Origin of the sequence: Tersicoccus mangrovi (genome assembly GCF_036881825.1) — a bacterium.
GTDB lineage: Bacteria > Actinomycetota > Actinomycetes > Actinomycetales > Micrococcaceae > Tersicoccus > Tersicoccus mangrovi.
In genome coordinates this window covers 34,931-60,038 of sequence record NZ_JBAJMW010000001.1, presented here as the reverse complement: position 1 = coordinate 60,038, position 25,108 = coordinate 34,931, and the positions used below count along the sequence as shown (strand labels likewise).

29 protein-coding genes are annotated in these 25,108 nt (G+C 72.0%); 16 read left to right on the top strand and 13 right to left on the bottom strand.

All coding sequences use genetic code 11. From position 1 onward, the window contains the following. Positions 1-38 precede the first annotated feature (38 nt). From fdxA to V6N00_RS00300, 4 genes are all read left to right on the top strand, one after another. Positions 39-371, top strand: coding sequence for a ferredoxin (gene fdxA, locus V6N00_RS00315; RefSeq protein WP_076693664.1), 333 nt, complete (start codon positions 39-41; stop codon positions 369-371). Next, positions 368-1,519 carry a succinyldiaminopimelate transaminase gene (dapC, locus tag V6N00_RS00310; protein WP_334230103.1) on the top strand — a complete coding sequence of 384 codons (1,152 nt, stop codon included), beginning with the start codon at positions 368-370 and terminating at the stop codon, positions 1,517-1,519. Before fdxA ends, dapC begins: the two co-directional genes overlap by 4 nt. Positions 1,520-1,675: 156 nt before the next feature. Beyond that, positions 1,676-2,959 (top strand): citrate synthase, encoded by a 1,284-nt coding sequence (locus tag V6N00_RS00305; RefSeq protein ID WP_334230102.1) that lies wholly within the window; start codon positions 1,676-1,678, stop codon positions 2,957-2,959. 409 nt (positions 2,960-3,368) lie between these two features. Next, positions 3,369-3,713, top strand: coding sequence for a hypothetical protein (locus tag V6N00_RS00300; protein WP_334230101.1), 345 nt, complete (start codon positions 3,369-3,371; stop codon positions 3,711-3,713). Between the two features lie 70 nt (positions 3,714-3,783). Here the strand turns inward: V6N00_RS00300 and galE are convergent, their stop codons facing one another. After that, positions 3,784-4,815 (bottom strand): UDP-glucose 4-epimerase GalE, encoded by a 1,032-nt coding sequence (gene galE / locus V6N00_RS00295; RefSeq protein WP_334230100.1) that lies wholly within the window; start codon positions 4,813-4,815, stop codon positions 3,784-3,786. A gap of 153 nt (positions 4,816-4,968) precedes the next feature. Between galE and V6N00_RS00290 the strand changes: the two genes are divergently transcribed. After that, on the top strand, positions 4,969-5,577 hold the full coding sequence (locus V6N00_RS00290; protein WP_334230099.1) for a hypothetical protein: 609 nt from the start codon (positions 4,969-4,971) through the stop codon (positions 5,575-5,577). 7 nt (positions 5,578-5,584) lie between these two features. Here V6N00_RS00290 and V6N00_RS00285 read toward each other — a convergent pair whose 3' ends face one another. Both V6N00_RS00285 and dapD read right to left on the bottom strand, forming a co-directional pair. Then, positions 5,585-6,466: a hypothetical protein gene (locus tag V6N00_RS00285; protein ID WP_334230098.1), complete on the bottom strand. Its 882-nt coding sequence runs from the start codon at positions 6,464-6,466 to the stop codon at positions 5,585-5,587. Between the two features lie 7 nt (positions 6,467-6,473). Further along, entirely contained in the window at positions 6,474-7,484 is a 1,011-nt protein-coding gene (gene dapD, locus V6N00_RS00280) for a 2,3,4,5-tetrahydropyridine-2,6-dicarboxylate N-succinyltransferase (protein ID WP_334230097.1), read from the bottom strand. 69 nt (positions 7,485-7,553) lie between these two features. On the opposite strand from dapD, the gene dapE reads away from it, so the two are divergent. Next, positions 7,554-8,642, top strand: coding sequence for a succinyl-diaminopimelate desuccinylase (gene dapE, locus V6N00_RS00275; RefSeq protein ID WP_334230096.1), 1,089 nt, complete (start codon positions 7,554-7,556; stop codon positions 8,640-8,642). 52 nt (positions 8,643-8,694) lie between these two features. On the opposite strand, the gene V6N00_RS00270 is transcribed toward dapE, so the two are convergent. Further along, positions 8,695-9,672, bottom strand: coding sequence for an aminoglycoside phosphotransferase family protein (locus V6N00_RS00270; RefSeq protein ID WP_334230095.1), 978 nt, complete (start codon positions 9,670-9,672; stop codon positions 8,695-8,697). A 105-nt stretch (positions 9,673-9,777) separates the two neighbouring features. Between V6N00_RS00270 and V6N00_RS00265 the strand changes: the two genes are divergently transcribed. Further along, positions 9,778-10,926 carry a DNA glycosylase AlkZ-like family protein gene (locus tag V6N00_RS00265; RefSeq protein ID WP_334230094.1) on the top strand — a complete coding sequence of 383 codons (1,149 nt, stop codon included), beginning with the start codon at positions 9,778-9,780 and terminating at the stop codon, positions 10,924-10,926. Between the two features lie 41 nt (positions 10,927-10,967). On the opposite strand, the gene V6N00_RS00260 is transcribed toward V6N00_RS00265, so the two are convergent. The 5 genes from V6N00_RS00260 to V6N00_RS00240 form a co-directional block, all read right to left on the bottom strand. Continuing rightward, positions 10,968-11,477, bottom strand: a complete 510-nt coding sequence (locus V6N00_RS00260) for a hypothetical protein (RefSeq protein WP_334230093.1) — start codon at positions 11,475-11,477, stop codon at positions 10,968-10,970. Between the two features lie 73 nt (positions 11,478-11,550). Further along, positions 11,551-12,417: an amino acid ABC transporter permease gene (locus V6N00_RS00255; protein WP_334230092.1), complete on the bottom strand. Its 867-nt coding sequence runs from the start codon at positions 12,415-12,417 to the stop codon at positions 11,551-11,553. Further along, positions 12,414-13,064: an amino acid ABC transporter permease gene (locus V6N00_RS00250; RefSeq protein WP_334230091.1), complete on the bottom strand. Its 651-nt coding sequence runs from the start codon at positions 13,062-13,064 to the stop codon at positions 12,414-12,416. Before V6N00_RS00250 ends, V6N00_RS00255 begins: the two co-directional genes overlap by 4 nt. A 142-nt stretch (positions 13,065-13,206) precedes the next feature. After that, the gene (locus V6N00_RS00245) at positions 13,207-14,097 is read right to left on the bottom strand and encodes a glutamate ABC transporter substrate-binding protein (protein WP_334230090.1); all 891 of its coding nucleotides are present in this window, start codon (positions 14,095-14,097) and stop codon (positions 13,207-13,209) included. A gap of 131 nt (positions 14,098-14,228) precedes the next feature. Further along, complete coding sequence (locus V6N00_RS00240; protein WP_334230089.1) at positions 14,229-15,014, bottom strand: amino acid ABC transporter ATP-binding protein; 786 nt, start codon at positions 15,012-15,014, stop codon at positions 14,229-14,231. Positions 15,015-15,143: 129 nt separating this feature from the next. Between V6N00_RS00240 and V6N00_RS00235 the strand changes: the two genes are divergently transcribed. The 6 genes from V6N00_RS00235 to V6N00_RS00210 all read left to right on the top strand — a co-directional run bounded on the left by V6N00_RS00235 (position 15,144) and on the right by V6N00_RS00210 (position 19,302). Further along, complete coding sequence (locus tag V6N00_RS00235; protein ID WP_334230088.1) at positions 15,144-15,974, top strand: LOG family protein; 831 nt, start codon at positions 15,144-15,146, stop codon at positions 15,972-15,974. Positions 15,975-15,994: 20 nt separating this feature from the next. Continuing rightward, positions 15,995-16,729, top strand: a complete 735-nt coding sequence (locus tag V6N00_RS00230; RefSeq protein WP_334230087.1) for a hypothetical protein — start codon at positions 15,995-15,997, stop codon at positions 16,727-16,729. Continuing rightward, positions 16,726-17,193 carry a GNAT family N-acetyltransferase gene (locus V6N00_RS00225; RefSeq protein ID WP_334230086.1) on the top strand — a complete coding sequence of 156 codons (468 nt, stop codon included), beginning with the start codon at positions 16,726-16,728 and terminating at the stop codon, positions 17,191-17,193. The genes V6N00_RS00230 and V6N00_RS00225 overlap by 4 nt, the downstream gene beginning before the upstream one ends. A gap of 32 nt (positions 17,194-17,225) precedes the next feature. After that, positions 17,226-17,606 carry a DivIVA domain-containing protein gene (locus V6N00_RS00220; RefSeq protein ID WP_334230085.1) on the top strand — a complete coding sequence of 127 codons (381 nt, stop codon included), beginning with the start codon at positions 17,226-17,228 and terminating at the stop codon, positions 17,604-17,606. Positions 17,607-17,677: 71 nt separating this feature from the next. Further along, the gene (locus V6N00_RS00215; protein WP_334230084.1) at positions 17,678-18,955 is read left to right on the top strand and encodes a hypothetical protein; all 1,278 of its coding nucleotides are present in this window, start codon (positions 17,678-17,680) and stop codon (positions 18,953-18,955) included. A gap of 170 nt (positions 18,956-19,125) precedes the next feature. Continuing rightward, positions 19,126-19,302, top strand: coding sequence for a DUF3117 domain-containing protein (locus V6N00_RS00210; protein WP_188669188.1), 177 nt, complete (start codon positions 19,126-19,128; stop codon positions 19,300-19,302). Between the two features lie 96 nt (positions 19,303-19,398). On the opposite strand, the gene V6N00_RS00205 is transcribed toward V6N00_RS00210, so the two are convergent. Further along, entirely contained in the window at positions 19,399-20,031 is a 633-nt protein-coding gene (locus tag V6N00_RS00205; RefSeq protein WP_334230083.1) for an O-methyltransferase, read from the bottom strand. A 209-nt stretch (positions 20,032-20,240) separates the two neighbouring features. Here V6N00_RS00205 and sigE point away from each other — a divergent pair, with 209 nt between their 5' ends. From sigE to V6N00_RS00190, 3 genes are read left to right on the top strand one after another with little or no spacing between them, the layout of a single operon-like run. Beyond that, the gene (sigE, locus tag V6N00_RS00200) at positions 20,241-20,891 is read left to right on the top strand and encodes an RNA polymerase sigma factor SigE (protein ID WP_334230082.1); all 651 of its coding nucleotides are present in this window, start codon (positions 20,241-20,243) and stop codon (positions 20,889-20,891) included. Beyond that, positions 20,891-21,541: a hypothetical protein gene (locus V6N00_RS00195; RefSeq protein ID WP_334230081.1), complete on the top strand. Its 651-nt coding sequence runs from the start codon at positions 20,891-20,893 to the stop codon at positions 21,539-21,541. The genes sigE and V6N00_RS00195 overlap by 1 nt, the downstream gene beginning before the upstream one ends. Before the next feature lie 48 nt (positions 21,542-21,589). Continuing rightward, positions 21,590-21,976 (top strand): twin-arginine translocase TatA/TatE family subunit, encoded by a 387-nt coding sequence (locus V6N00_RS00190; protein WP_334230080.1) that lies wholly within the window; start codon positions 21,590-21,592, stop codon positions 21,974-21,976. A 21-nt stretch (positions 21,977-21,997) separates the two neighbouring features. Here V6N00_RS00190 and V6N00_RS00185 read toward each other — a convergent pair whose 3' ends face one another. From V6N00_RS00185 to V6N00_RS00175, 3 genes are read right to left on the bottom strand one after another with little or no spacing between them, the layout of a single operon-like run. Continuing rightward, on the bottom strand, positions 21,998-23,137 hold the full coding sequence (locus V6N00_RS00185) for a P-loop NTPase (protein ID WP_334230079.1): 1,140 nt from the start codon (positions 23,135-23,137) through the stop codon (positions 21,998-22,000). Beyond that, the gene (locus tag V6N00_RS00180) at positions 23,134-23,685 is read right to left on the bottom strand and encodes a DUF1003 domain-containing protein (protein WP_334230078.1); all 552 of its coding nucleotides are present in this window, start codon (positions 23,683-23,685) and stop codon (positions 23,134-23,136) included. The genes V6N00_RS00185 and V6N00_RS00180 overlap by 4 nt, the downstream gene beginning before the upstream one ends. Further along, positions 23,678-24,985: a magnesium transporter MgtE N-terminal domain-containing protein gene (locus tag V6N00_RS00175; RefSeq protein WP_334230077.1), complete on the bottom strand. Its 1,308-nt coding sequence runs from the start codon at positions 24,983-24,985 to the stop codon at positions 23,678-23,680. The genes V6N00_RS00180 and V6N00_RS00175 overlap by 8 nt, the downstream gene beginning before the upstream one ends. Between the last annotated feature and the right edge of the window lie 123 nt (positions 24,986-25,108).

Below are 25,108 nucleotides of genomic sequence, written 5' to 3'. Positions count from 1 at the left end.
CGGAGTGGACCGAGGTACCCGAGGAGAGGTCAGACGACGTGACGTACGTCATCGCGCAGCCCTGCGTCGACATCAAGGACAAGGCGTGTGTGGAGGAATGTCCCGTCGACTGCATCTACGAGGGTGAACGGTCCCTCTACATCCACCCCGACGAGTGCGTCGACTGCGGGGCCTGCGAGCCCGTCTGCCCGGTGGAGGCCATCTACTACGAGGACGACACCCCCGAGGAGTGGGCCGACTACTACAAGGCCAACGTCGAGTTCTTCGAGGAGCTCGGCTCGCCCGGCGGCGCGGCCAAGGTCGGCAACACCCACACGGACCACCCGATGATCGCCGCCCTCCCGCCGCAGAACCAGGACGTCGACCTGTGACGGAGGCGCCCCGCCGCTTCGGGCTCGACCTGCCCGACTACCCGTGGGAGGCGATGGCGCCCTACCAGGCCACCGCGGCCGCCCACCCGGACGGGGCCGTCAACCTCTCGATCGGCACGCCGGTCGACGCGACGGCCGGCTTCATCCAGCGAGCCCTCGCGGACGCCGCGGACGCTCCCGGCTACCCGACGACGCACGGCACCCCGCAGCTGCGGGAAGCCGTCGTCCGCTGGTTCGCGCGTCGTCGCGGGGTCACCGACCTGCCGGCGGATGCGGTGATGCCGACGATCGGCTCGAAGGAACTGGTCGCCTGGCTGCCGCTCCTGCTCGGCCTGCGTCCCGGTGACGTCGTCGTCCACCCGACCGTCGCCTACCCGACCTACGCCATCGGGGCCCGTCTTGCCGGGGCCGACGCGGTCGCGGCGGACGACCTGGACGCCCTCGACGACGCGGTTCGCGCGCGGGTGCGGATGGTGTGGGTGAACTCGCCCGGCAACCCGACCGGCGCCGTGGCCGACGTCGAGCGCCTCCGTCGGCTCGTCGCCCGGGCCCGCGAGCTCGGCGCCGTCGTGGTCTCGGACGAGTGCTACGCCGAACTGGGGTGGGACCGCTGGGACACCCACCGCGGTGGGGAGTCCGTGCCGTCGCTGCTGGACCCGCGCGTCACCGGCGGCGACCGGAGCGGCCTGCTCGTCGCCTACTCGCTGAGCAAGCAGTCCAACCTCGCGGGCTACCGGGCGGCGTTCCTCGCCGGGGCGCCGGAGCTGATGCCGACCCTCGTCAACGCCCGCAAGCACGCCGGGATGATCGTCCCCGCGCCCGTGCAGGCGGCGATGACGGCGGCCCTGGACGACGACGAGCATGTCGCCACGCAGAAGGACTCCTACCGGCGGCGCCGCGGGATCCTGGCGCCCGCGCTCGAGGCATTCGGGCTCCGGATCGACGACTCGGAGGCCGGGCTCTACCTGTGGTGCACTGCCGGCGAGGACGCGTGGACGACGATCGGCCGCCTGGCCGACCTCGGCATCGTCGCCGGTCCCGGCGTCTTCTACGGGGACGCCGGCGCCCGTCACGTGCGGGTGGCGCTGACCGCGTCGACGCAGCAGGTGCAGGCCGCGGCCGACCGGCTCACCGCCGCGCGTTCCTGAGCGGCGACGCGGGTCCTTCCGGGGACTCCGCCCCACGCCCGCTCCCGGGTCCTCCGATTCGGTCAGAACCGGAGGGGCGGGTAGCGTTGAGACGAACACGACGCCGGTGCGCGCCCGATGCTGCCGCGCGTTCGACCACCTCTCGAGGAGGAACCAGTGGCTGAAGGCAACGGTGCGAAGCTGGACTACGGCACCGGCTCGATGGAGCTGCCCCGCGTCGACGTGACCGAGGGGAACCCCGGTCTCGACGTCTCGAAGCTGCTCCGGACGACCGGGGACGTCACCTACGACATCGGCTTCATGAACACCGCCGGCACCAAGTCGGCCATCACCTTCATCGACGGCGACGAGGGCATCCTGCGCTACCGCGGATACCCGATCGAGCAGCTCGCCCAGCACTCCTCGTTCCTCGAGGTCACCTACCTGCTGATCTACGGCGAGCTGCCCACGTCCGACGAGCTGGAGGCGTTCGACAACCGGCTGCGCCGTCACACGCTGCTGCACGAGGATCTCAAGGGCTTCTTCGCCGGCTTCCCGCGGGACGCGCACCCGATGCCGGTGCTGTCCTCCGCCGTCTCGGCGCTCTCGACGTTCTACCAGGACTCGCTCAACCCGTTCGACAAGGAACAGGTCGAGCTCTCCACCTTCCGGCTGCTCGCGAAGATGCCCGTCATCGCCGCGTATGCGCACAAGAAGAGCATCGGCCAGCCCATGCTCTACCCGGACAACTCGCTCAACTCGGTCGAGAACTTCCTCCGCATGAGCTTCGGCCTGCCGACCGAGCACTACGAGCTCGACCCGCTCGTCGTCAAGGCCCTGGACACCCTGCTGATTCTGCACGCCGACCACGAGCAGAACTGCTCGACGTCGACGGTGCGCCTCGTCGGCTCCTCCAACGCCAACCTCTTCGCGTCCGTCTCCGCGGGGATCAACGCGCTCTTCGGCCCGCTGCACGGCGGCGCCAACGAGGCCGTGCTGAACATGCTCCGCAAGATCAAGGCCGAGGGCATCAAGCCCGAGGACTTCATGGAGAAGGTGAAGAACAAGGAGGACGGGGTCAAGCTCATGGGCTTCGGCCACCGCGTCTACAAGAACTACGATCCGCGCGCCAAGATCGTCAAGGGCATCGCCGACGAACTGCTCGAGAAGCTCGGCATCGACGACGAGCTGCTCGACATCGCCAAGCGGCTCGAGGAGAAGGCGCTGGCCGACGACTACTTCGTCGGGCGCAAGCTCTACCCGAACGTCGACTTCTACACCGGCGTCATCTACAAGGCGATGGGCTTCCCGGAGAAGATGTTCACCGTCCTCTTCGCCCTCGGCCGGCTGCCGGGCTGGATCGCCCAGTGGCGCGAGATGATCGAGGACCCGACGACGAAGATCGGCCGCCCCCGTCAGCTGTACACGGGTGCCCCGGAGCGCAACTACCCGCTCGACTGACACCCCCTTCCGCCAGCTCGTCAATAGATGTTCCATCGGACCCGATTCACGGCCGGATCGAACATCAATTGACGAGCTGCGGTGTTTCCGGGTGACGCGCGCGTCGGCTACCGGACGGTAGGCTTCGGTCATGATCCGGGGGAATCGACGACGACCTGCGGCGTCGGCTGTGGCGGGTGCCGCCGCGGCCACCGTTCTGGTGGCCGGTCTGGTGGGCTGTACGCTGGCACCGAATCAGCCCACCTCCACGCAACGGACCGGGAGCACGGCCGCCACGTCCGACGCCGGCTCCGGCACGGGAACGACGGCCACGGCAGCGGCGTCGGCGAATCCCCTGGACGGCGAGGACTTCGGCTACCCGCTGATCGCGCCGACACCGCCGGGGGAGAAGATCCTGGTCAGCGCCAGCATGCGCACCGGCGTCGGGCGTCTCCCGATGCCGCAGATCGCCTTCGGAGCTCAGGTCACGGTGCGACTGGCGTGCCGCGGCACGGGAACGATTCACGTCGTGATCGCCCAGGCGGCCGCGTGGACGGCGGACTGCCATCCCGGAGAGGAAGTCTTCGAGGAGAGTAACGTCCGGATGGTCACCCGCGACATCGCCGGATCGATCACCACCATCGATCCGCGGGCATTCGTCGTCAGTGTGGCCGCCGACAAGCGTCAGCAGTGGGCCGTCACCGTCTCGGAGCGCCCGGTGTCGGCTCCGGTGCGCCCCGCCTCACCCACCACGACCGCGCCAGCTCGTCGATAGATGGTCCATCGGGCTCGAATCCGGCCCGGATCGGGCATCTCGTGACGAGCTGGCGTCGTTCGGGCGGGCCTCAGGCCTCGGCGTAGCCGTTCGGGTTGTTCGACTGCCAGCGCCAGTGGTCGGCACACATCGTGTCGAGATCGCGGGTCGCGGACCAGCCGAGGTCGGCCAGGGCGGAGGACGGGTCAGCGTAGCTGACCGCGGCGTCGCCAGGACGGCGCGGGGCGATCTCGTAGGGGACCGGCTTGCCCGCCGCACGGCCGAAGGCCTCGATGACCTCGAGCACCGACGAGCCGTGACCGGTGCCGAGGTTCCAGCGGTGCACGCCGCCGTGGCTCGCGAGGTAGTCCAGCGCCGCGAGGTGGCCGGCGGCGAGGTCGACGACGTGGATGTAGTCGCGCACGCCGGTGCCGTCCGGCGTCGGGTAGTCGTCCCCGAACACGCGCACCTTCTCGCGGCGACCGACGGCGACCTGCGCGACGAACGGCAGGAGATTGTTGGGCACCCCGGTGGGGTCCTCGCCGATGCGGCCGGACTCGTGCGCGCCGACGGGGTTGAAGTAGCGCAGCAGCGCGATCCGCCAGCGGGAGTCCGCGTCGCCGAGGTCGGAGAGGATGTCCTCGATCTGCTCCTTGGTGCGGCCGTACGGGTTGATCGCGTCCAGCGGCAGCTTCTCCGTCAGCGGCACCTCCTCGGTGGCGCCGTAGACGGTCGCGGACGAGGAGAACACGATGGTCCGCACGTCGTGGGCGTCCATCGCGGTGAGCAGGTTGACCGTGCCGACCGTGTTGTTCGTGTAGTACCGCAGCGGCTCGGCGACGGACTCGCCGACCGCCTTCAGCCCGGCGAAGTGGATGACCGCCTCGATCGGTGCACCGGCGCGGGCGGCGCCGGCGAACGCCGCGTCCAGCGCGGCCGGGTCCCGCAGGTCTGCGCGGACCAGGTCGACGTCCCGGCCGGCCAGCTCGCCGACCCGCCGCAGCGACTCCGCACTGGAGTTCGCGAGGTTGTCCAGCACGACGACGTCGTGCCCGGCCTCCAGCAGGGCGAGAACGGTGTGCGAGCCGATGTAGCCGGCACCGCCGGTGACGAGGATCTTCATCCGTTCAGCCTAGGGCAGCGGCCCAGCGGAACCCGGGACCGGGCTGTCCGCGCCCCGTGCGGATGCTCACGGTGGGTCGATGCTCGGTATTCTGGGGTCGGCCGTCGGCCCGGGAGGGCCGGTGCACACGCAGCGACCAGGGACGAGGTGAGCGTGACGACGCCGCAGACCGGCTGGACCATCTCCGTGGACACGGCTCCCATGATGGTGCTGGCCCTGTACATCCGCGACGCCGCCGACCTCGGCCCGTGCGGCCACCCGCAGCTCGCGCCGCTGCTGCCCGGCGTCCGGTACGCCGACCCCCACCAGCTCACCGCTCACGCGGGCGGCGTCGAGGCCCTGCGGGAGGAGTGGGAGCTGTGGTGGCACGGGCTGTGTCTCGGCGGTGAGCACGCCGTCGAGCAGCTGACCCCGCCGTCGTTCGGCGAGTTCGCCGGCAGCCCGGCCCTGCGCCGCTACCTGCAGGCGCACTTCGGGTCGGGCCTGCTGTGGTCCCGCGAGCGGGTCGCCGAGTACCGGCAGGTCACCGACACCCGGGATGCCCTGCACCAGCACAGCATCCTGCGGCGGCTCGTCGAGGAGCGAGAGCTCGACGTGGATCGCTCCGCCCGGCCCTTCCGGCTGCAGATCATCGAGCTGCCGCTCGCCGAGAAGCGCGCGTGGTTCGTCGAGCCGGACCGGCTGCTGATCGGGCACACGCTGCTGACCGACGAGGCGGCGACCCGGGAATTCCTCGAACCGGTGCTGGAACTGCTGGTCTGACGCGGTCCTACGACTGCGCGACCGTGATCCGGACCCGCCGGTTCGACGCGCCCGCGGACGGCTGCCACGTGCCGTGGGCGCGCTCCCAGCGCTGCCCGTCGAACTCGACCGCCGTCACCTGGTGGGCCGACGCCGTCGCGACCGCCCACTGCGCCACCGCCCAACCGTCGGTCCCGGTCCCGTCGATGACGGCCGTCGCCCCCTCGGCGCTGACCTGACGCTGGCCGAACACCGCAGTCGCCGCCTCGATCACGCCGGCGGGGGTCGCGTTGCTGCTCGTCGGCCGGAGAGTGCAGGTGAGGGAGGCGGGGGACTGGCCGGTCAGGGCGCTCGCAAAGCTGCGGGCCACCGGCTCGTGCTGGGCGTACGCCTCGGGGTAGGCGGACAGCTGCACCCGCTGAGCGGCCTCGGTGATCGGCATCGACTGGTAGTCGGGGATGGCCACGAGGTGGTTGTAGAAGGCGTTGGTCGCGTACGCGGGGTCGAGGATCTGCTCGGCGGTGCCCCAGCCCTGCGAGGGCCGCTGCTGGAACAGGCCGATCGAGTCCATGTCCCCGTGCTCGATGTTCTGCAGCTTCGACTCCTGCAGCGCGGTCGCGATGGCGATGGACGCGGCGCGCGGCGGCAGGTTGCGTCGCACCGCGATCGCCGAGATCAGGGCGGCGTTGGCCGCCTGCTCCGGTTGCAGCCGGTAGGTCGAGGAGCCGTTGACGACCGTGCACTCCTCAGTGATCAGCGGGGTGTTGCGGGAGAGCGCGTTGGTCACGGCGACGACCGCCACGACGACGAGGACGACGGCGAGCAGCACGAGGACCGCGCCGCGCCACGCGGCGCGCTGCTTCGTGCGGCGCCCGCGGGCGGTCGAGCCGCGCCCGGTGCGGGTGGCCATGAGCCCCTCAGTTGGCGTGCAGGTCGGCGTTCAGCGTGACGGCGGCACCGCCGATGCGCGGCAGCGCCTGCACCTCGCCCGTGGCCGAGTGGCGGCGGAACAGCAGGCCCGGCACACCGGAGAGCTCGATGGCCTTGACGGCCCGGCCGTCGCCCTCCGCCGCCAGCCGCACGAGGGTGCCCGCGGTGATGTAGAGGCCGGCCTCGACGACGCAGTCGTCGCCGATGCTGATGCCGACGCCCGAGTTGGCGCCCAGCAGCACACGGTCGCCGATGCGCACCCGCTCCTTGCCGCCGCCCGAGAGGGTGCCCATGATCGAGGCGCCGCCGCCGACGTCGGAGTCGCGGCCCACGACGACGCCCGCGGAGATGCGGCCCTCGACCATCGCGTGGCCGAGCGTGCCGGCGTTGTAGTTCACGAAGCCCTCGTGCATCACGGTGGTGCCCTCGGCCAGGTGCGCGCCGAGCCGCACCCGGTCCGCGTCGGCGATCCGCACGCCGTGGGGAAGGACGTAGTCGACCATCCGGGGAAACTTGTCGACCCCGTGGACGGTGACCGGGCCGCGGCGCAGCAGCCGGGCACGGGTCAGCTCGAAGCCGTTGACGCTGCAGGGCCCGTAGTTGGTCCACACGACGTTGGCCAGCTTGCCGAAGATGCCGTCGAGGTTGGCCTGGTTCGGGGCGACCAGCCGGTGGGAGAGCAGGTGCAGCCGCAGGTAGGCGTCGGCGGTGTCGGCCGGCGGCTCCGTCAGATCCACGTCGGTGTGCACGACGACGCGGGTGGTGCCGCGGTCCGCGTCCGCCCCGTCGGCGGCGAGGGCCGCCAGGCCCGCAGTCTCGGCCTTCGGCTCCTGGTCGTTGCGCTCGCCGAGTGCCGGAGCCGGGTACCAGACGTCCAGGACGGTGCCGTCCTCGGTGACCGTGGCCAGGCCGTCACCGTGCGCCTGGCGCTCGGTGAGGGGGCTGTCGATGGATTCGCCGGGCACGGCGGACTCAGGGACGGAGGTCGGGGAGGTCATGGGTCCCAGTGTATCGGCCGGGCACGTCACCGGGCCGGGCATGACGGGCGTGTGCGCTTGAATGGAGAGATGAGCACACCTGCGCTGGACGCCGGACTCGACGTCGCCGAGCTTACCGCCCGCCTGATCGACATCGACAGCGTCTCCGGCAACGAGACACCGCTGGCCGACGCCGTCGAGGCCCTGCTGCGGCCGCTGTCCCACCTCGAGGTGGTGCGCGCCGGCGACGCGCTGATGGCCCGCACCCGCACCGGCGCCGACGAACGCGTCATCCTCGCGGGGCACCTGGACACCGTGCCGCTGCCGGCGACGCCCGGCGCCACCGGCACCGTGCCGTCGAGCCTGCGGGACGGCATGCTGCACGGCCGCGGTGCCACCGACATGAAGGGTGGCGTGGCCGTCCAGCTCGCGCTCGCCGCCGCGGTCACGGCACCCGTGCGCGACGTGACGTGGGTGTTCTACGACCACGAGGAGGTCGAGGCGTCCCTGAGCGGGCTCGGCCGGCTCGTCGAGCAGTACCGCGACTGGTTCGACGCGGACTTCGGCATCCTGCTCGAACCGACCAACGGCACCGTCGAGGGCGGCTGCAACGGCACCGCCCGGTTCGAGGTGCGCCTGCAGGGAACCGCGGCGCACTCGGCCCGCGCCTGGATGGGCCACAACGCCATCCACGACGCCGCGGAGGTGCTCACCCGGCTGCGGGACCACGAACCGGCCACCATCACCGTCGACGGCCTCGACTTCCGGGAGAGCCTGAACGCCGTGCGGATCGCCGGCGGCCGGGCGGGCAACGTCATCCCGGACGAGACGGTGATCGAGATCAACTACCGGTTCGCGCCGGACAAGTCCCTCGACGACGCCGAGGCGATCGTGCGCGACCTGCTGAGCGGGTTCGACGTCGTGCGCACCGACGGCGCCGCGGGCGCCCGGCCGGGGCTCGACCACCCGGCCGCGGCCAGCTTCGTCGCGATGGTCGGCGCGGAGCCGCTGCCGAAGTACGGCTGGACCGACGTCGCGCGGCTGAGCGCCCTCGGCATCCCGGCGATCAACTTCGGTCCCGGCGACGCGCTGCTGGCCCACACCGACGACGAGCGGGTGGACCCGGACGCGATCCGCGCGTGCCACGCCGTCCTGCACCGCTGGCTCACCGAGGGCTGAGCGCAGCGGTGCGCTGAGGCCAGCGGAGCGCTGAGCGCAAAGACCGCGTCAGTCAGTCCTGGACGGCCTTCGCCATCGTCACGCACCACGTGATCGCCCGCTGTTCGGCGTCGGTCAGCGTGCGGGACGCGCGGCGGGCGTCGGCGACGGTCCAGCTCGCGTTGAGCACGACGCGCACGAGGAACCAGTCGCGCACCCGGTCGTGATCCAGCCCGGTCGCGTCCGTGACGAGCTCGAGCCGCTCCCGGATCGCGGCGCGCGGTCCGCGGCGGTGCTGCTGCAGTTCCTGCCACCGGTTCCACACCAGCGGCGCCGGCTCCAGGTGCGGGTCGCCGACCATCGGCTTGGGGTCGATCGCGCGCCACCGGTCCGGCACGGTGCCGTCCGCCGCGTCGTCGAGGGCCAGGACGTTCTCCCAGTGCAGGTCCCCGTGCAGCAGGACGGGCCGACCCGGCGGGTCCGCCGTCAGGTCCCGGCCGAGCGAGAGGGCCTGGGACCGCAGGCTGCGGGGGAGCGGGATGTCGGGTCCGAGCGCCTCCAGGTCGTCCAGCCAGGCGCCGGCGACGTCGGTGAGCGCCGGGAAGGGCGGCCCGGCGGGCCGGTGCAGGCGCCGGTAGAGGTCCGCGAGCACGGTGCCGGCCTCCTCGACCGGCACCGTGGTCAGGTCGCGCACCCGGAGCCGTTCCAGGACGAGGGCACGGCGCCGCGGGTCCGCCCGGATGAGCCGAACGGCGCCGTCACCGTTCCAGCGGGTGAGGGCCTGCGCCTCGTGGAGGGACTCGTCGTCGCCGTCGAAGCTGACCTTCAGGACGGCGTCCCGGCCGTCCGGGGTGCGTACCGGCAGCACGAGGGAGCACCAGCCGTGCATCGCGTCGCCGTCGACGGTCAGGTCCCACTCGTCCAGCAGCGTGGCCGCCAGGCGCGGCAACCGGTCCAGCCACGAGCTCCACGCCGGGCCGAGCAGGCGGCGTTCGGCCAGGCCGTCGGGGACGACGACGGTGCCGTCGTGCGCCGGGGAGTGCTGCGTCATGCTGGCCATTCTCCTAGGCTGGCGACACACTCCCGCCCCCGCGGCGCGGCGTGACGACCAGTGCGCGGGCCCGACCAGGGGCGACGACCGGCGGAAGGGACCAGCGTGGACGATCCGCTCGAGCTCGACGACCTTGCCGCGCTGACCCTGGCCCGACAGTTCCCGGCCGACCCGCTCGAGGCGCCGGCCCTGCTCGAGGCCGTCGGGCCGGTGCAGACCCAGACCGCCCGCTCGGCGTTCCTCGGCCTGGCCGCCCGGTCCCCGCTCGTCACGCATGCGTCGCTGACGGCGGCGTACGAGGCGGGCGACGTCGTGCGCGGCAGCACGCTGCGGGGCACCGTCCACACGTCGACGCCGGCGCAGCACCGGGTGCTCGACGCGGTCACCCGCGTGGGGCAGCGCCGGTTCTGGGAGCGGACCCTGCGGCGTCCGGACGGGTCCGCGCTGCCGGACGGTGCCCTGGACGAGCTGTGGGCGGCGACGGAGACGTTCGCGGCCACCGCGTGGCGCACCCCCGACGAGCTGCACGACCACCTCGCGGCCTGGTTGGACCGGCACGGCGGCGACCCGTCTCGCGTCGCGGACCAGGCGGGACGCTACCTGTCCTTCGGCCACGGCGGCCTGCTGCGGCGGCCGCTCTCCGGCGGCTGGGACCGGCAGGGGGCGCCCGGCTACCGCGCCGCGACGGCCGTGACGGCCCGACCCCTGCCGTCCCAGCATCAGGCACTCGACGAGGCCGTACTCCTGCACCTACGGATCCACGGGCCGGCCACGCGCGAGGACATCGCCTGGTGGTCCGGGGTGACGCTCGGCGCCGTCGACGACGCCGTCGCGCGCGTGGGGGAGCTGCTCGGTGACGGGCTGACCGCGCGGCCCGGTCCGGGCGGGCGCCGGTACCTCGACATCGCCGGCGTGGCCGACGCGGCCGCGCACCCGCCCGCCGTCCGCCTGCTCCCGGAGTTCGACGCTCTCTTCTGCGGCTATGCGCCGCGCGGGAGGGACCGGTTCGTCACCGCCGAGCACCACGCGCTGCTGTGGAGCGCAGCGAACGGCCAGGTGCGTCCTCCGCTGCTCGTGGACGGCCGCATCACCGGCTGGTGGCGGCTGACCGGCAGCGGCCGTCGTCGCTCGCTGGCGGTGTCCTGGTTCGCGCGGACCCGCCGGCCGCGCGTCGGCGAGCTGGCCGAGGCCGTGGCCCGGGTGGAGTCAGCGCTCGACGTCACGGTCGACGCGGTGACCCGCACGCGGGTCTGAGCGGCACCGCTCGACCGGCTATCGTTCGAGGCGGTCTGGCGTCAGGCGGCAGGACCGGCGCTGCGGGCCTCGCGGACCGCGGTCAGGGCGTCCCGCAGCTGGGCGATCCAGTCGCCCTCGTGCTGGCCGACGAGGCGCACCGACCACGCGAGCGCGTCGGACCGCGAGCGGGCGACCCCGGCCTCGACGAGCGTGTCGAGCACCCGCCGCTCCGGCTGCCGCAACCGCGTCATCACCGGGACGGACAGATTCGTGAAGACCGTCCTCGTCTGCCCGCAGGAGGCGCCCCAGGCGACCTTGCGACCGAACCGCCGCTCGGCGTCGTCGGCGATGTGCATCCGCTGCGTCCGGGTGTCCTCGCGGAACCGTTCGATGCGCCCCGCCTCGGCCGACCGCGCCACCTGCTCGTCGTTCTCGTCATCCCCGGACGTCGAGGGCGATGCCAGCGGGAGGACGACGACGATCTCCTCGCGGTCCGCCGTCACCTCCGGCGAGCCCTCGTACCACTGGTCGGGCAGCCGTCCGAGCAGCCACCCCTCGATCTCGTTCATACGATGATTACACGCTTACACCCGGTGGGTGTCAATGGCTTTCTCCGGTGGGACGAGCGAGCAGATCGAACCCTCAGACCGCCGCGCCGTCGCCGGCCGCCACGCGGGTCGGAGCCGCCGCGCCACGCGTCCGGCCGGTCCGGTTCAGCCGCATCTCGAGCAGCTTCGCGACGCCGGAGAGGATGAGGCACATGCCGATGTACAGGACGGCGGCGACGATCGCGGCGGGGATGATCGGGGAGCCGAGCTGACCCTGGCTGCCCAGGTACTTCGCGTAGTACAGGATCTCGTTGTAGGTGACGATGAACCCGAGCGCGGTGTCCTTCATGACGACCACGAGCTGGGAGATGATCACCGGCAGCATCAGCCGCACCGCCTGGGGCAGCAGGATGGTGGACGTCACCTGGCTCTTGCGCAGACCGATCGCGTAGCCGGCCTCCACCTGGCCGCGGGGGATGGCCTGCATGCCCGCGCGGAAGACCTCGGCGAGCACCGAGCCGTTGTAGACGGTCAGGCCGCCCACCACCGCGATGTAGGGGGTCACGCCCTGGACGCCGATGCTCGGCAGCCCGTAATAGACGACGCCCATGAGCAGCAGCACGGGCACGGCCCGGAAGAGCTCGGTGATCCAGCCGACCGGGCGGCTGATCCACGCGCGGTCGGAGAGCCGCCCGATCGCCAGCACGAGGCCGAGGACGATGCTCAGCACCGACGCCGCGGCGAAGGCCTGCAGGGTGTTCAGCGCCGCCGAGAAGAACGCCGACTGCACCTGCGGGTAGGCGAAGGTGCGCCACAGGCGGGCGGAGAACTGTCCGGTCGCGGCGAACCGGTAGACGATGAAGGCGATGACGGCGATCGCGACGAGCAGGCCGACCACGCCGATGACGATGTTGCGGCGCCGGGCCCGCGGGCCGGGCACGTCGTAGAGGACGGAGGTCATCGGGCCAGGCTCCACTTCTTCTCGAACCGGCGCTGGATGCCGGCGAGGATGAGGACGAGGATGACGAAGCCGGCGATGATCCACAGCATCGAGGCCATGGCGGGCTCGCCGCGTTCGGAGAGGCTCGCGCGGATCGCTCCGGCCTCCGCGACGGAGAAGCCGGCGGCCACCGTCGTGTTCTTCAGCAGCGCGATGAAGACGTTCATCATGGGCGGCACGACGGCGCGGACGGCCTGCGGCATGATCACCTGCGTCATCGTCATCCCGAACGGCATGCCGATGGCGCGCGCCGCCTCCGCCTGGCCGATGGGCACGGTGTTGATGCCGGCCCGGATCGCCTCGGCCATGTAGGTGGCCGTGTAGAGCGAGAGGCCGATGACGGCGAGCACGAGATAGCTCTGGGCGCCCGGCAGGTCGAGCCGCGGATAACCGAAGGCGAAGAAGAACAGCACGAGCGTCAACGGGGTGTTGCGCACGGTGTTGACGTAGATGGTCCCCAGTGCCCGCAGCGGGGTGACGGGGGAGACCCGGGCTCCGGCGACGAGCATCCCGATCAGCAGGGAGAAGATCGCGGAGAAGAAGAAGAGGATCAGGGTGTTCTTGAAGCCCTCGACGAACAGGTCGAGGTTGTCGAACAGGGTGCTCACGTGACGGTCGCCCTTTCAGCGGACGGACGGAACGGCGTCGGACGGGCCGACGCGCCGGCGCGGACGGAAGGACCGCCCGCACCGGCGCGGGGCACCGAGCGCCGGGCACGGTCCCGGCAGCGCCGGGACCGTGCCGTGCGACTCAGTAGTTCTCGACGGCGGGCTGCTCGACCGTCTTGCCGGACTTGCCGAGCGTCGCGTCATAGATCTTCGTCCAGGTGCTCTTGCCGTTGGTGAACATCTGGTCGATGAAGGTGCGCAGCGCCTTGTCGCCCTTGGGCAGGCCCACACCGTACTTCTCGGTGGAGAACGGCTTGCCCACGGTCTTGAGGTTGTCCGGGTCCTGTGCGGCGTAGCCCAGCAGGATCGCCTCGTCGGTCGTGACCGCGTCGGCCTGGCCGTTCTTGAGGGCGTCGACGCACTCGGAGTAGGTGCTGAACTCCGTCGTCTTGACCTGCTTGTACTTGTCCTTGATGTTCTGGATCGGCGTCGATCCGGTCGCCGAGCAGGCGGTCTTGCCGTTCATGCCCTCGATACCGGAGATCGTGCTGTCCTTCTTCACCAGCAGGCCCTGCCCGGTGACGAAGTACGGGCCCGCGAAGTCGACCTGCTTCTTGCGCTTGTCGGTGATCGAGTAGGTGCCCACGTACAGGTTGACGTCACCGTTGGCCAGGGCGCTCTCGCGCTGGGCGGACGGGATGGCCTTGAACTCGATCTTGTCCGGGGAGATGCCCAGCGACGACGCCGTCCACCGGGCGATCTCGATGTCGAAACCGGAGCGCTCGCCGGTGATGGCATCCTTGAAACCGAGCTGGGGCTGATCCTCCTTGACGCCGATCACGACCTTGCCCGCGGACTTGATCTTGTCGTAGGTGGGGCTGCCGGTCAGCGCGACGTTGGACGCGACCGGGTAGGAGACGGCGGGGGACGCGGAGTCCCCGCCGGAGGCGCCGGGGCCGGAGCCGCCGCCGCAGGCGCTCAGCGCCAGTGCCGACGCGGCCATCGTGGCCAGCAGGGTTGCCTTGATTCGCATGGTTTTCCTTTCCTCATGGCGGCCGGTGCGGTCCGCCTGCCGGGCATGGCCCCGTGGGTGCCCGGGATGGTGAACGGTGATGATGGTGGTCTGCGGTGCGGTGCGTGTGGTTCTTGCGGGTCGAGCCGAGCTCAGTGGGACAGGATCTTGGAGAGGAAGTCCTGCGCCCGGGGACTCGTCGGATTGGTGAAGAACGTCTCCGGATCGGTGTCCTCGACGATCTCGCCGTCGGACATGAAGACGACCCGGTCACCGGCGGTGCGGGCGAAGCCCATCTCGTGAGTGACGACGATCATCGTCATGCCGGCCTTCGCCAGCTCGACCATCACGTCGAGCACCTCCTTGACCATCTCGGGGTCCAGCGCGGAGGTCGGCTCGTCGAACAGCATGACCTTCGGCTGCATGGCCAGGGCCCGGGCGATGGCGACGCGCTGCTGCTGGCCGCCGGAGAGCTGGGCGGGCAGCTTGTCCGCCTGGGCGCCCACGCCGACGCGCTCCAGCAGCCGGCGTGCCTCCGCCTCGGCCTCCGCCTTCTTCACGCCCTTGACCTTCATGGGGCCGAGGGTGACGTTCTCGAGGATCGTCTTGTGGGCGAAGAGGTTGAAGGACTGGAACACCATGCCGACGTCGGCCCGCAGCGCTGCGAGCTCCTTGCCCTCGGCCGGCAGCGGCTTGCCGTCGATCGCGATGGTGCCGGACTGGATGGTCTCGAGGCGGTTGATCGTGCGGCACAGGGTGGACTTGCCGGACCCCGACGGGCCGATCAGGATGACCACCTGACCTGCGGGGATGTCCAGGTCGATGTGCTTGAGGGCCTGGAAGTCGCCGAAGTACTTGTCGACGCCGGCGACGGAGACGAGCGGCGTCGAGGTACGCGCGCCCGGGTCGGAGGTAGCGGGCCCGGGGTGAGATGACATACCTCGAATGTAGCGGAACATGTGTGACCTGAGACGCACGAGCGCGTCGATCCTGTTGCAATCCGGTGAAATCGCGCGTACAGCGGCCCGCTCTCGCGGTGGCGAGGGCGCGGTGGCTAGCCTGAACGGATGAGTGCTGAGTCCGAGCCCACCGGAGCCGACGACCGCGCCGACGACCGCGCCGACGACCGCGCTGCCAGGCAGGCCCGTCCCCGTCCCCACCGCCGGGGACCGCTCGAGCTGCGCAACGAGCCGGAGCCGCACGGCACCGCCGACGCGCACCTGCTGCAGAGTGCGGACGACGACCGGTTCACCCACCAGGACCCGTGGCGGGTGCTGCGCATCCAGGGGGAGTTCGTCGAGGGGTTCGGGGCGCTCGCCGGGCTCGGGTCGGCCATCAGCATGTTCGGCTCGGCCCGGGTACGCCCCGAGAGCCACGAGTACGCGCTCGCCGAGAAGATCGCCTCGCGCCTGGCCCGCAGCGGCTTCGCCGTCATCACCGGCGGCGGCCCGGGCACCATGGAGGCGGCCAACAAGGGGGCCTGGGAGGGCGGGGGCCGGTCGGTGGGCCTCGGCATCGAGCTGCCGTTCGAGCAGGGCCTGAACGCGTGGGTCGACCTCGGCGTCAACTTCCGCTACTTCTTCGCGCGCAAGACGATGTTCGTCAAGTACGCCCGGGGCTTCGTCGTCCTGCCCGGCGGGTTCGGCACGCTCGACGAGCTGTTCGAGGCGCTCACCCTCGTGCAGACCCGCAAGGTGACCCGTTTCCCGGTGGTGCTCGTGGGCACCGCGTTCTGGGGACCGCTGTGGGAATGGGTGCGCACCACCCTCGTCACCGAGGGCATGATCGCCCCGGAGGACGTGGACCTGGTCAGCCTCGTCGACGACCCCGATGACGCGGTGGCCGCCGTCCTGCGGCACACGGACCCGCACGCGGACGGCGGCGCGGTCAGCGCGTGAGCGCGGACCGCGTAGCACGCATGGAACCCCCGGTCCCGGATCCGTCGACGATGGCCCCGCTGGACAGCGAACGCCGGGTGATCGAGGCGGCGGAGGCGCTGGCCGCGACACTGGACGACGGCGTGGTCCACACGGTGGCCGCGGCGGCGTTGGACGTCTCCGGCCGCATCCACGCGGGCGTCAACGTGTACCACTTCACCGGTGGGCCCTGTGCCGAGCTCGTCGTCCTCGGGGTCGCCGCGGCTGCCGGCGCCGGCCCGCTCACGACGATCGCCGCTTCCGGAGACGGGGGGAGGAGCCTGCTCGCCCCGTGCGGACGATGTCGTCAGGTGCTGCTCGATCTGCACCCGGACATCGTCGTCGCCCTCCCCGCCGAGGGCGGGCCGCGCGTGGCGCCCCTGCATGCCCTGCTGCCGCACGCCTACCGGCAACCCGAGGCCGACCCGCCCCGGCTGCTGCGCTTCCACTCCCGCTACCGCGACGCCGTCCTGGCCGGGCGGAAGACCACGACGGTGCGCTGGCGCGATCCCGTGGCCGTGGGGCCGGTCCATCTCGTCTTCGAGGACGAGGCGAAGCCGCAACCGCGCACGGGTGTCGTCACCCGGGTGCGCCGGGCGAGCCTGCCGGAACTGGCGAGACAGACCCCCGGCGATCTCGTCGCAGACCTGCGCCGCCACTATCCGGCACTACCGGACGACGCCGACGTCGACGTCGTCCACTTCGCCGTCGACCCGCCTGACGGGATACAGGCGTGACCGCCGCCGTGGACGTCGTCATCGCCGAGGAACGGCCCGACCCGGACGAGCTGCTCCGGCTCTACGCCGCCGTCGGGTGGACGGCCTATACCGCGGACCCGGCGACGCTCGTGGCCGCCGTCGCCGGATCCTCGTGCGTCCTCTCGGCGCGGGACCCCGACACGGGCGAGCTGATCGGCCTGGTCCGCACCGTCTCGGACGGCCACACGATCGTCTACGTGCAGGACCTGCTCGTGGCCCCCGACCACCAGCGCACCGGCGTCGGGGCAGCCCTGCTCGACGCCGTGCTCGACCGCAGCCGGCGCATCCGCCAGGTGGTCCTGACCACCGACGACGAACCGGGCCGGCGCGCCTTCTACGAGAGCCGCGGCTTCACGGAGGCCCACGAGGTGGCGCCCGCGCCGCTCCGCTCCTTCGTGCGGATCCGCCGGCCCGACGACGGCGCAGGGGCCGCCACGACCTGACGCCGCCGCCCGGCACAGCGGGGTCTGGCACCATGGGCAGGGTGACCCTGCTCCTCGTCGTCCTCGCCCTGCTGGTGCTCGGCGCCGTCGCGCTCGTCGCCGTCGGCCGGGTGCCCGGTGCGGCCGCTCGCCGCGGCGCCACGCTACTCGGCCTGGACGACCCCGAGGGGGAGACACTCGCGACCCCGGTGGCCACCGCACCGCCCGTCCTGCTGGACACCACGGTGCCCGACGAGCGGCTCGCCGAGCAGGTCGACGGGGTCCGTTTCGCCCTCGGGCTGCGCGGCTACCGGATGGACCAGGTCGACGAGGTGCTCGACGTGCTCCGCGACGCCCTCGTCGTGCGGGACCAGCGGATCGCCGACCTCGAGCGCACGCTCGCCGCCGGCGGACAGGACCGCGGCCGGGCGTGAGCACCTCCGAACGCGACCGTCCCCGACCCGCCGCTGAGGCAATGGCAGGCGAGGCAACGACAGTCGAGGCAATGACAGGCGAGGCAACGACCGTCCCCCGCGACGACTGGCCGCCTGCACCGGAGAGCACGCGATCCGCGCGTTCCAGCCCGGGACGCGTCACGGTGCTCGCGACGCGGGCGACCGTCGCCGTCGCCGGCCGGTGGCCCTGGTGGCTGCAGGTCGGCGTCGTCTACGTCCTGTCCCGGCTGGTGACCGCCGCCGTCTTCCTCGCCGTCGCCCGGCAGCAGGGGGAGAACCCGTGGGCCCCGGCCCAGCCGAGCTACGGGCAGTTCATCAACTTCTGGGACAGCGCCTGGTACCAGCGGATCTTCGACACGGGCTACCCGTCGACCATCCCGCGCAACGCCGACGGCACCGCGCAGGAGAACCCCTGGGCCTTCTACGCGCTGTTCCCGTTCCTGGTCCGCGGCCTGAGCTCGGTGACCGGACTGGGCTGGACGACGCTCGCCCCGGCGGTCGCCGTCATCGCCGGGCTCGGCGCCGTCCTGGTCGTCCACCGCCTGTTCCGGCTCGTGGCCGGCCCGAGGGACAGCCTCGCGGCCGTGACCCTGATCTGCCTCTTCCCGGTCTCGGCGGTCCTGCAGATCCCCTACGCCGAGTCGCTGCACCTGCTCCTGCTCGCCGCCGGCCTGTACCTGCTCGCCCGGCACCGCTACCTCGCGGCCGCACCCGTCGTACTCGCCATGGGCCTGACGCGGCCGGCCGGGCTGCCGTTCGCCCTGCTGGTGGCCGTGCATCTGCTGCTGCGATGGCGTTCTGCGGGCTTCCCGTGGGGTGAACGGGTGCGTGGCATCGTCCTGCTCGCGGTCGCGATCGTGGCCGGCTGGGCGTGGCCGGTGATCGCCTGGCTCGTGACGGGGGAGGCGGCCGCCTACACCGACACCGAGACGGTCTGGCGCGGCGGTGGCGGCCTCGTCCTCTTCGCTCCGTGGTTCGACACCGGGCAGTGGCTCTTCGGGCCGGTGTTCGGCCCCGTCGTCGTGGTGCTCGTCGGCCTCGCCGTCGTCCTCGCGCTGCTCAGTCGGCCCGTGCGCCGGCTCGGCACGGACCTGCAGGGCTGGTGCCTCGCGTACGCGGTGTACCTCGCCGCGGTCCTGCACCCGCAGACCAGCACGTTCCGGCTGCTGCTGCCGCTGTTCCCGCTCGCGCTCGCGGCCGTGTTCGTCTCCCGGTCGCGGGCCTACCGGATCACGCTCGCGGTCGGGTTCCTCGCGCTGCAGATCGTCTGGGTGGCCTGGCTGTGGCGGTTCGCCACCCTGCCGGGCGGCGGCGACTACCCGCCGTGACCAGCGACGGAGCGGACCGACGACGGCCGCTGCCGGAGAACGTGATTCGGACCACGGCGTCGATGCTGGAATAATGGAGCCAGTCAACCCGTGACGGCGCACACGCCCGCGGGACGTTGACCGCCCCGCCGGCTCGCGCCGGCTCATCCGAGGGAGAGGACAGTACCCGCATGGCGGCCATGAAACCGAGAACCGGTGACGGTCCGATGGAGGTTACCAAGGAAGGCCGCAGCTTGATCATGCGGGTTCCGCTGGAAGGCGGCGGCCGGCTCGTGGTGGAGCTGAACGCCGACGAGGCCTCGGCGCTGAAGGAATGCCTGGTCGGCGTCACCGAACAGGTCAGCTGACCCCTGTCGTCACCGCAGAGAACGCCCGGCGATCCTCGCCGGGCGTTCTGTGCGTCTGGGGCGACGGTGAAGCGGAGCCGTGCGCGACGGACGGCGTCAGCGGCGCACCGCGAGCAACAGCCCGTCGCCCGTGGGCAGCAGGGCCGTCTGCAGGCGCTCGTCCTCACGCAGGCTGCGCTCGATACGGCGCATCACCGTGGTGATCTCGTCCCGCGCGGCCGGGTTGGCCACCTTGTCGTGGTTCAGCGCATTGTTGACGATGAGCAGGCCCGCGGGCTTGAGCAGCCGGGTCGCCTGCTCGACGTAGGTCGGCGCGGAGGGCTTGTCCGCGTCGATGAACACGAGGTCGTACGCGCCGTCGGTCAGCCGCGGCAGCACCTGGGAGGCGCGGCCGGAGATGGTCCGGGTGCGGTTGGACGCGACGCCGGCGTCGGCGAAGGACTCGCGTGCGGCCTTGAGGTGGTCGACGTCGACGTCGATGGTGGTCAGCACCGCGGTGGACGGCAGGCCCGCGAGCAGGGCGACACCGGAGACGCCCGCACCCGTGCCGACCTCGACGACGGTCTGGGCCTTGGACGTGGCGGCGAGGACGGTCAGCGCGGCGGCGACACCGGTCGAGACCGCCGGCACCCCGAGCTCGTGCGATCGTTCGCGGGCCCGCAGGAGCACCTCGTCCTCGGTGGGCAGCTGTTCCGCGTAGGACCAGCTGGCCGACTTCTCCGCACTCATGCGCTCACTCTCTGGCCGTCCGCATCCCGCGCGGGCGCGCGGGTCCGCTTCAGCTTAGGGCATCGGCCGTGACGCCCCGGGGGCGGCCGCCGGGGACCCGATCATCGGGTGGATGCCCAGTCAACATCCAGCCTGATCCGGCACCATGGTGGGCGACAGCGGGGCGGTGGAGCGTCCCGGACGAGTGTGGAACGGGGTGCGCATCCATCATGACGACGTCGTCGGTGCCCGCGACCGGGACCCTCCTCGCGGCCCCGGCCGGCGATCAGCCCGGGACGGACGCGACGGCCGCCGTCGTGCCGGCGTGGGACGACCTCGTCCGTGAGCACAGCCCTCGGGTGTACCGCCTCGCCTACCGCCTGACCGGCAACCGGCAGGACGCGGAGGACCTCGTCCAGGAGACGTTCATCCGGGTGTTCCGCTCCCTCGCGACGTTTCAGCCCGGGTCGCTGACCGGCTGGATGCACCGCATCACCACCAACCTCTTCCTCGACTCCGCCCGACGTCGCTCGCGGACGCGGACGGAGACGCTCGGCGACGACGGCGCCGACCGGCTGCCGTCCTCCGAGCCCGGACCCGAGCGCAGCTTCGAGTTCAGCCACCTGGACCTGGACGTGCAGGCCGCGCTCGACCAGCTCAGCCCCTCGTTCCGCGCGGCCGTCGTGCTCAGCGACCTCGAGGGCTACTCCTATGACGAGGTCGCCGACGCCCTGGGACTGAAACTCGGCACCGTCCGCTCGCGCATCCACCGCGGCCGGGCGAAGCTGCGGGTGGCGCTCGCGCACCGGGATCCCGCCCGCCGCCAGCCGGCGCTCCCACCCATGCGTCTCTCCCGGATCGCCGGGGTCGGCTCGGCCTGATGAAGCTTCTGCGCACCCTCGTCCTGTTCGGGGCCCTCGCCGTCGTCGTCGTGGTGTCAGCGGCGTGGTATCTCGGCGGTCAGCGGGCACCGGGCGCCGCCGCCCGCGGAGCCGAGTCCGAGCTCACCGCCAACCTCTCCAACGGCGGCACCCGCAGCCTCAGCAGCGCCGACGTCGACGACCTGCGCGCCGCCGGCTGGACCTGTCCCGACCTGAACACGATGGGGTACTGGATCGAGGCGGCCGAGCTGACCCGGCGCGGCGGCTCCCCGGCGGTCGTCGCCGACCTGCGCAGCACCGCCCACGCGGTCACCGTCGTCGAACAGCACCCCGGACGGAGCGGCGCCGCGATGATCGACGGCGCGACCGGGCGGCCGATCTCGGCGAAGGCCTACCGGCAGGTCAGCCGGAACGGCACGATGCTGTGGGTGGCGCGGTCCGACGCCGCTCCGGCGTCGAACGTCGTCTTCCGGGTCGCGGACGCGGTCTACTCGGTGCGGTCGAACACGTCGACGACCGACGCCGTCAAGGTGGCCTCCGTGATCGCCGCGGCGGACAAGGCGCAGGTCGACCGCACCGCCCCGGTCGTCGACGGGAGCGTCCTGGACCGCGTGGTGCGGGGCCTCGGCCGGATGGCCGGCCAGCCGTGACTCGTCTCGCGCCGCGTCACCGCGCCGCGAACCGATAGGGTGTGAGCCGTGCTGGGTATCAATGGCTCCGAGTTCATCGTGCTCGCCGTCCTCGCCATCCTGCTGCTCGGTCCCGAACGGATCCCGGAGTACGCCTCCCAGCTGGCGCGGCTGACCCGGGAGGTCAAGCGCATCGCGACGGGCGCCCGGCAGCAGCTCAAGGACGAACTCGGCGACGACTTCGAGGACGTCGACTGGCGCAAGCTCGACCCCCGGCAGTACGACCCGCGGCGCATCGTCCGGGAGGCCCTGTTCGAGGACGAGCCGACGGGCACGGGCGGAACACCTCGTCCCGCCCCCGCTACGGCGGTGCAGACGGCGGTGCCGAGCGTCGCGACGACCCAGCCCGGCCTGGCCCCCGGCCAGCGTGCCCCCTGGGACATCGACGCCACCTGAGGCTCGTTGAGCCGGCCGGTTCTACCTCACGCTGAGGGGCAGGGGACGGCCCGGCAGGTGCCGTCCGCGGCCCCGCAGCTCGTCGGCGATCCGCCGCAGCTCGACCGCCGCCGGTGAGCCCGGCTCGGCCAGCGCGACGGGCGTGCCTGCGTCCCCGGCCCGGCGCAGCGCCGGATCCAGCGGCACCGTGCCCAGCAGGGGCACGGCGTCGTCACTGCCGTCCTCGGCCAGCGCGGCGCTGAGCCGCTCCGCCAGGGTGGCCCCGCCGCCGGTGCCGAAGAGGTCCAGCACGGTGCCGTCGGGCAGCGTCATCGGCCCCATGTTCTCGATCACGCCCGCCACCGTCTGCCCCGTCTGGCGGGCGAGCAGCCCCGCCCGCTCGGCCACGTCGGCGGCCGCCGACTGCGGGGTCGTGACCAGCAGCAGCTGCGCGGTCGGCAACAGCTGCGCGACCGAGATGGCCATGTCCCCGGTGCCGGGCGGCAGGTCCAGCAGCAGCACGTCCAGGTCGCCGAAGTACACGTCAGTGAGGAACTGCTCGAGCGCCCGGTGCAGCATCGGCCCCCGCCACGCGACCGCCTGGTTGCCCTCGACGAACATGCCGATCGAGATGATCTTCACGTCATGGGCGACGGGCGGCAGGATCATCTCGTCGACCCGGGTGGGGGAGCGGTGCACGCCCATCAGGGACGGCACCGAGAAGCCGTGCACGTCGGCGTCGATGATCCCGACGCGCAGCCCGTCCGCGGCCAGGGCGGCCGCCAGGTTGACGGTGATCGAGGACTTGCCGACCCCGCCCTTGCCGCTGGCCACCGCGTACACGCGCGTCAGGGAGGCGGCGTCGAACGGGTTCGCCCGGCCGCCGGAGCGCAGGTCGTCCTTGAGTCGTTGCCGCTGGTCCGGGCTCATCACGCCGGTCACGACCTCGACGGCGTCCACCCCCGGCAGCCCCCCGACCGCGCCCCGCACGTCGTCCTCGATGGTCGAACGCAGCGGGCATCCGGCGATGGTCAGCAGCACGCGCACGGTCAGCCGACCGGCCCGCAGGTCGATGTCCTCGACCATGCCGAGGTCGGTGATGGGGCGCCGAAGTTCGGGATCCTGCACCCGGCCGAGCGCCGCCCGCACGTCCCGCAGGACGTCGTCCGGGGAGGGGCTCACTTGCGTCCGACCGCCTTCTCGCGGGGGCGCCGCTGCTCGCTGCCGTGCTCGTCGTCCTCGGCCTGCAGGTCCTCGAGCAGGGACCGCAGCTCGGAGCGGATGAAGTCACGGGTGGCGACGTCACGCAGCGCGATGCGCACCGAGGCGAGTTCCCGGTTGAGGTACTCGGTGTCCGAGAGGTTGCGGGCCGCCTGCTGGCGGTCCTGTTCCAGGGCCACCCGGTCCCGGTCGTCCTGCCGGTTCTGCGCGAGCAGCAGCAGGGGCGCGGCGTACGAGGCCTGCAGGGACAGGATCAGGGTGAGCAGCGTGTAGTTCAGGCTCCGCGGGTCGAACTGCAGGGGCTCCGGGGCGAAGGTGTTCCAGCCGAGCCAGAGCACGACGAACACGGTCATGTACAGCAGGAACACGGGCGTGCCCATGAACCGGGCGAAGTTCTCCGTCCAGGATCCGAAGGCGTCCGGATTCGGGCTGAAGCGCGGCAGCAGACGCGCCCGGGCCTCCTGGGGGGTGTCCAGGCCCGAGCCCTTGAGGCGGTAGTTGTCAGCCAAGGCGGCCTCCGATCCGGGTCGAGCCGACCGTGGGTGCACGCGACGGGACCGGAGGGTCGTCGTGGCTGCGCCAGTCCTGCGGCAGCAGCGCATCGAGGACGTCGTCGACGGTGACGGCGCCGACCAGCCGGCCGGCGTCGTTGACCACGGGCAGCGAGTTGAGGTTGTAGCTGGCCAGCGTCCGGGAGACCTCGACGATCGAGGTGTGGTCCGTGACCGGCTCCAGGTTCTTGTCCACCAGGTTGCCCAGCGCCTCGGGCGGCGGGTAGCGCAGCAGCTGCTGGATGTGCACGACGCCGAGGAAGCGGCCCGTGGGGGTCTCCAGCGGCGGGCGCGTCACGAAGACGGCCGAGGCCAGCGCCGGGGAGATGTCCTCGCGGCGCACGTGGGCCAGCGCCTCCGCGACGGTGGCCTCGGGCGGCAGGATGACGGGGATCGGGGTCATCATCGACCCGGCGGTGCCCTCCTCGTACTGCAGGAGGCGGCGCACGTCCTCGGCGTCCTCGGGCTCCATCCGCTGGAGCAGCTCCTCCTTCTGCTCCTCGGGCAGCTCGGAGAGCAGGTCCGCGGCGTCGTCGGGCTCCATCTCGTTGAGCACGTTGGCGGCACGGTCGGTCTCCAGTGCCGAGAGGATCTGCACCTGGTCGTCGTCCGGCAGCTCCTGGAGCACGTCGGCGAGGCGCTCGTCCTGCAGTTCGGCGGCGATCTCGAGCATCCGCTTGTCGTTCATCTCGTGCATCATGTCCGCCAGGTCGGCGTCCTTGAGGTCCTCGTGCGCGGCGAGGAACTGGACCGCGCCCTGGGGCTCGCGCTGGTCCTCGAAGTACGCGTCGGACCAGTCGATCGTCAGGGCGGCCCCGCGCCGCAGCGGCCGGAGCCGGGAGGCGCTGTGCCCGCGGCGGACGAACATCTGCGAGCAGTACCAGTCGCCGTTGCGCTGGCGTTCGATGCTGATGTCCTCGATGGTGGCGACGCCGCTGCCGTCCGTGAGGGTGACCTTCCGGTCGAACAGCTCCGCGGCGATGCGGATCTCGGCGCCGCGCTGCTGGAACCGGCGGAAGTTGACCAGGCCGGTGATGAGGATCTGCCCGTTGTCGATGGACGTCACGCGGGTCATGGCGACGAACACGCGTTTCTTCGCGAGCACCTCGACGATGATGCCGACCACCTGCGGGGGGCGGTTGGCGCTGCGGTGCACGACGACGACGTCGCGCAGGCGTCCGAGACGCTCGCCGAGCGGCTCGAACACGTCCATGCCGAGCAGGCGCGCGACAAAGACCAGGGCAGGAGAATTCGTCACCCGTTCAGGGTACGTGAGCAAGCCTCACGGGCCCTGACCGGCCGCGTCGCCCCGCCGGTTGTGACGCGCGGTCCGGCCGGTTCGCAGCGAGGTCATGGCGATCGATCAGCAGATCGGGAGACA

Coding starts and splice junctions, on each gene's coding strand:
- dapD (WP_334230097.1), bottom strand. CDS start 7,484: ATGACCTCCCCGACCTCCGTCCCTGAGTCCGCCGTGCCCGGCGAATCC.
- galE (WP_334230100.1), bottom strand. CDS start 4,815: ATGAAGATCCTCGTCACCGGCGGTGCCGGCTACATCGGCTCGCACACC.
- V6N00_RS00245 (WP_334230090.1), bottom strand. CDS start 14,097: ATGCGAATCAAGGCAACCCTGCTGGCCACGATGGCCGCGTCGGCACTG.
- V6N00_RS00205 (WP_334230083.1), bottom strand. CDS start 20,031: ATGAGTGCGGAGAAGTCGGCCAGCTGGTCCTACGCGGAACAGCTGCCC.
- dapE (WP_334230096.1), top strand. CDS start 7,554: ATGAGCACACCTGCGCTGGACGCCGGACTCGACGTCGCCGAGCTTACC.
- V6N00_RS00240 (WP_334230089.1), bottom strand. CDS start 15,014: ATGTCATCTCACCCCGGGCCCGCTACCTCCGACCCGGGCGCGCGTACC.
- V6N00_RS00255 (WP_334230092.1), bottom strand. CDS start 12,417: ATGACCTCCGTCCTCTACGACGTGCCCGGCCCGCGGGCCCGGCGCCGC.
- V6N00_RS00260 (WP_334230093.1), bottom strand. CDS start 11,477: ATGAACGAGATCGAGGGGTGGCTGCTCGGACGGCTGCCCGACCAGTGG.
- V6N00_RS00270 (WP_334230095.1), bottom strand. CDS start 9,672: ATGACGCAGCACTCCCCGGCGCACGACGGCACCGTCGTCGTCCCCGAC.
- sigE (WP_334230082.1), top strand. CDS start 20,241: ATGACGACGTCGTCGGTGCCCGCGACCGGGACCCTCCTCGCGGCCCCG.
- V6N00_RS00235 (WP_334230088.1), top strand. CDS start 15,144: ATGAGTGCTGAGTCCGAGCCCACCGGAGCCGACGACCGCGCCGACGAC.
- V6N00_RS00195 (WP_334230081.1), top strand. CDS start 20,891: ATGAAGCTTCTGCGCACCCTCGTCCTGTTCGGGGCCCTCGCCGTCGTC.
- V6N00_RS00300 (WP_334230101.1), top strand. CDS start 3,369: ATGCGCACCGGCGTCGGGCGTCTCCCGATGCCGCAGATCGCCTTCGGA.
- V6N00_RS00285 (WP_334230098.1), bottom strand. CDS start 6,466: ATGGCCACCCGCACCGGGCGCGGCTCGACCGCCCGCGGGCGCCGCACG.
- V6N00_RS00210 (WP_188669188.1), top strand. CDS start 19,126: ATGGCGGCCATGAAACCGAGAACCGGTGACGGTCCGATGGAGGTTACC.
- V6N00_RS00230 (WP_334230087.1), top strand. CDS start 15,995: ATGGAACCCCCGGTCCCGGATCCGTCGACGATGGCCCCGCTGGACAGC.
- V6N00_RS00220 (WP_334230085.1), top strand. CDS start 17,226: ATGGGCAGGGTGACCCTGCTCCTCGTCGTCCTCGCCCTGCTGGTGCTC.
- V6N00_RS00215 (WP_334230084.1), top strand. CDS start 17,678: ATGACAGGCGAGGCAACGACCGTCCCCCGCGACGACTGGCCGCCTGCA.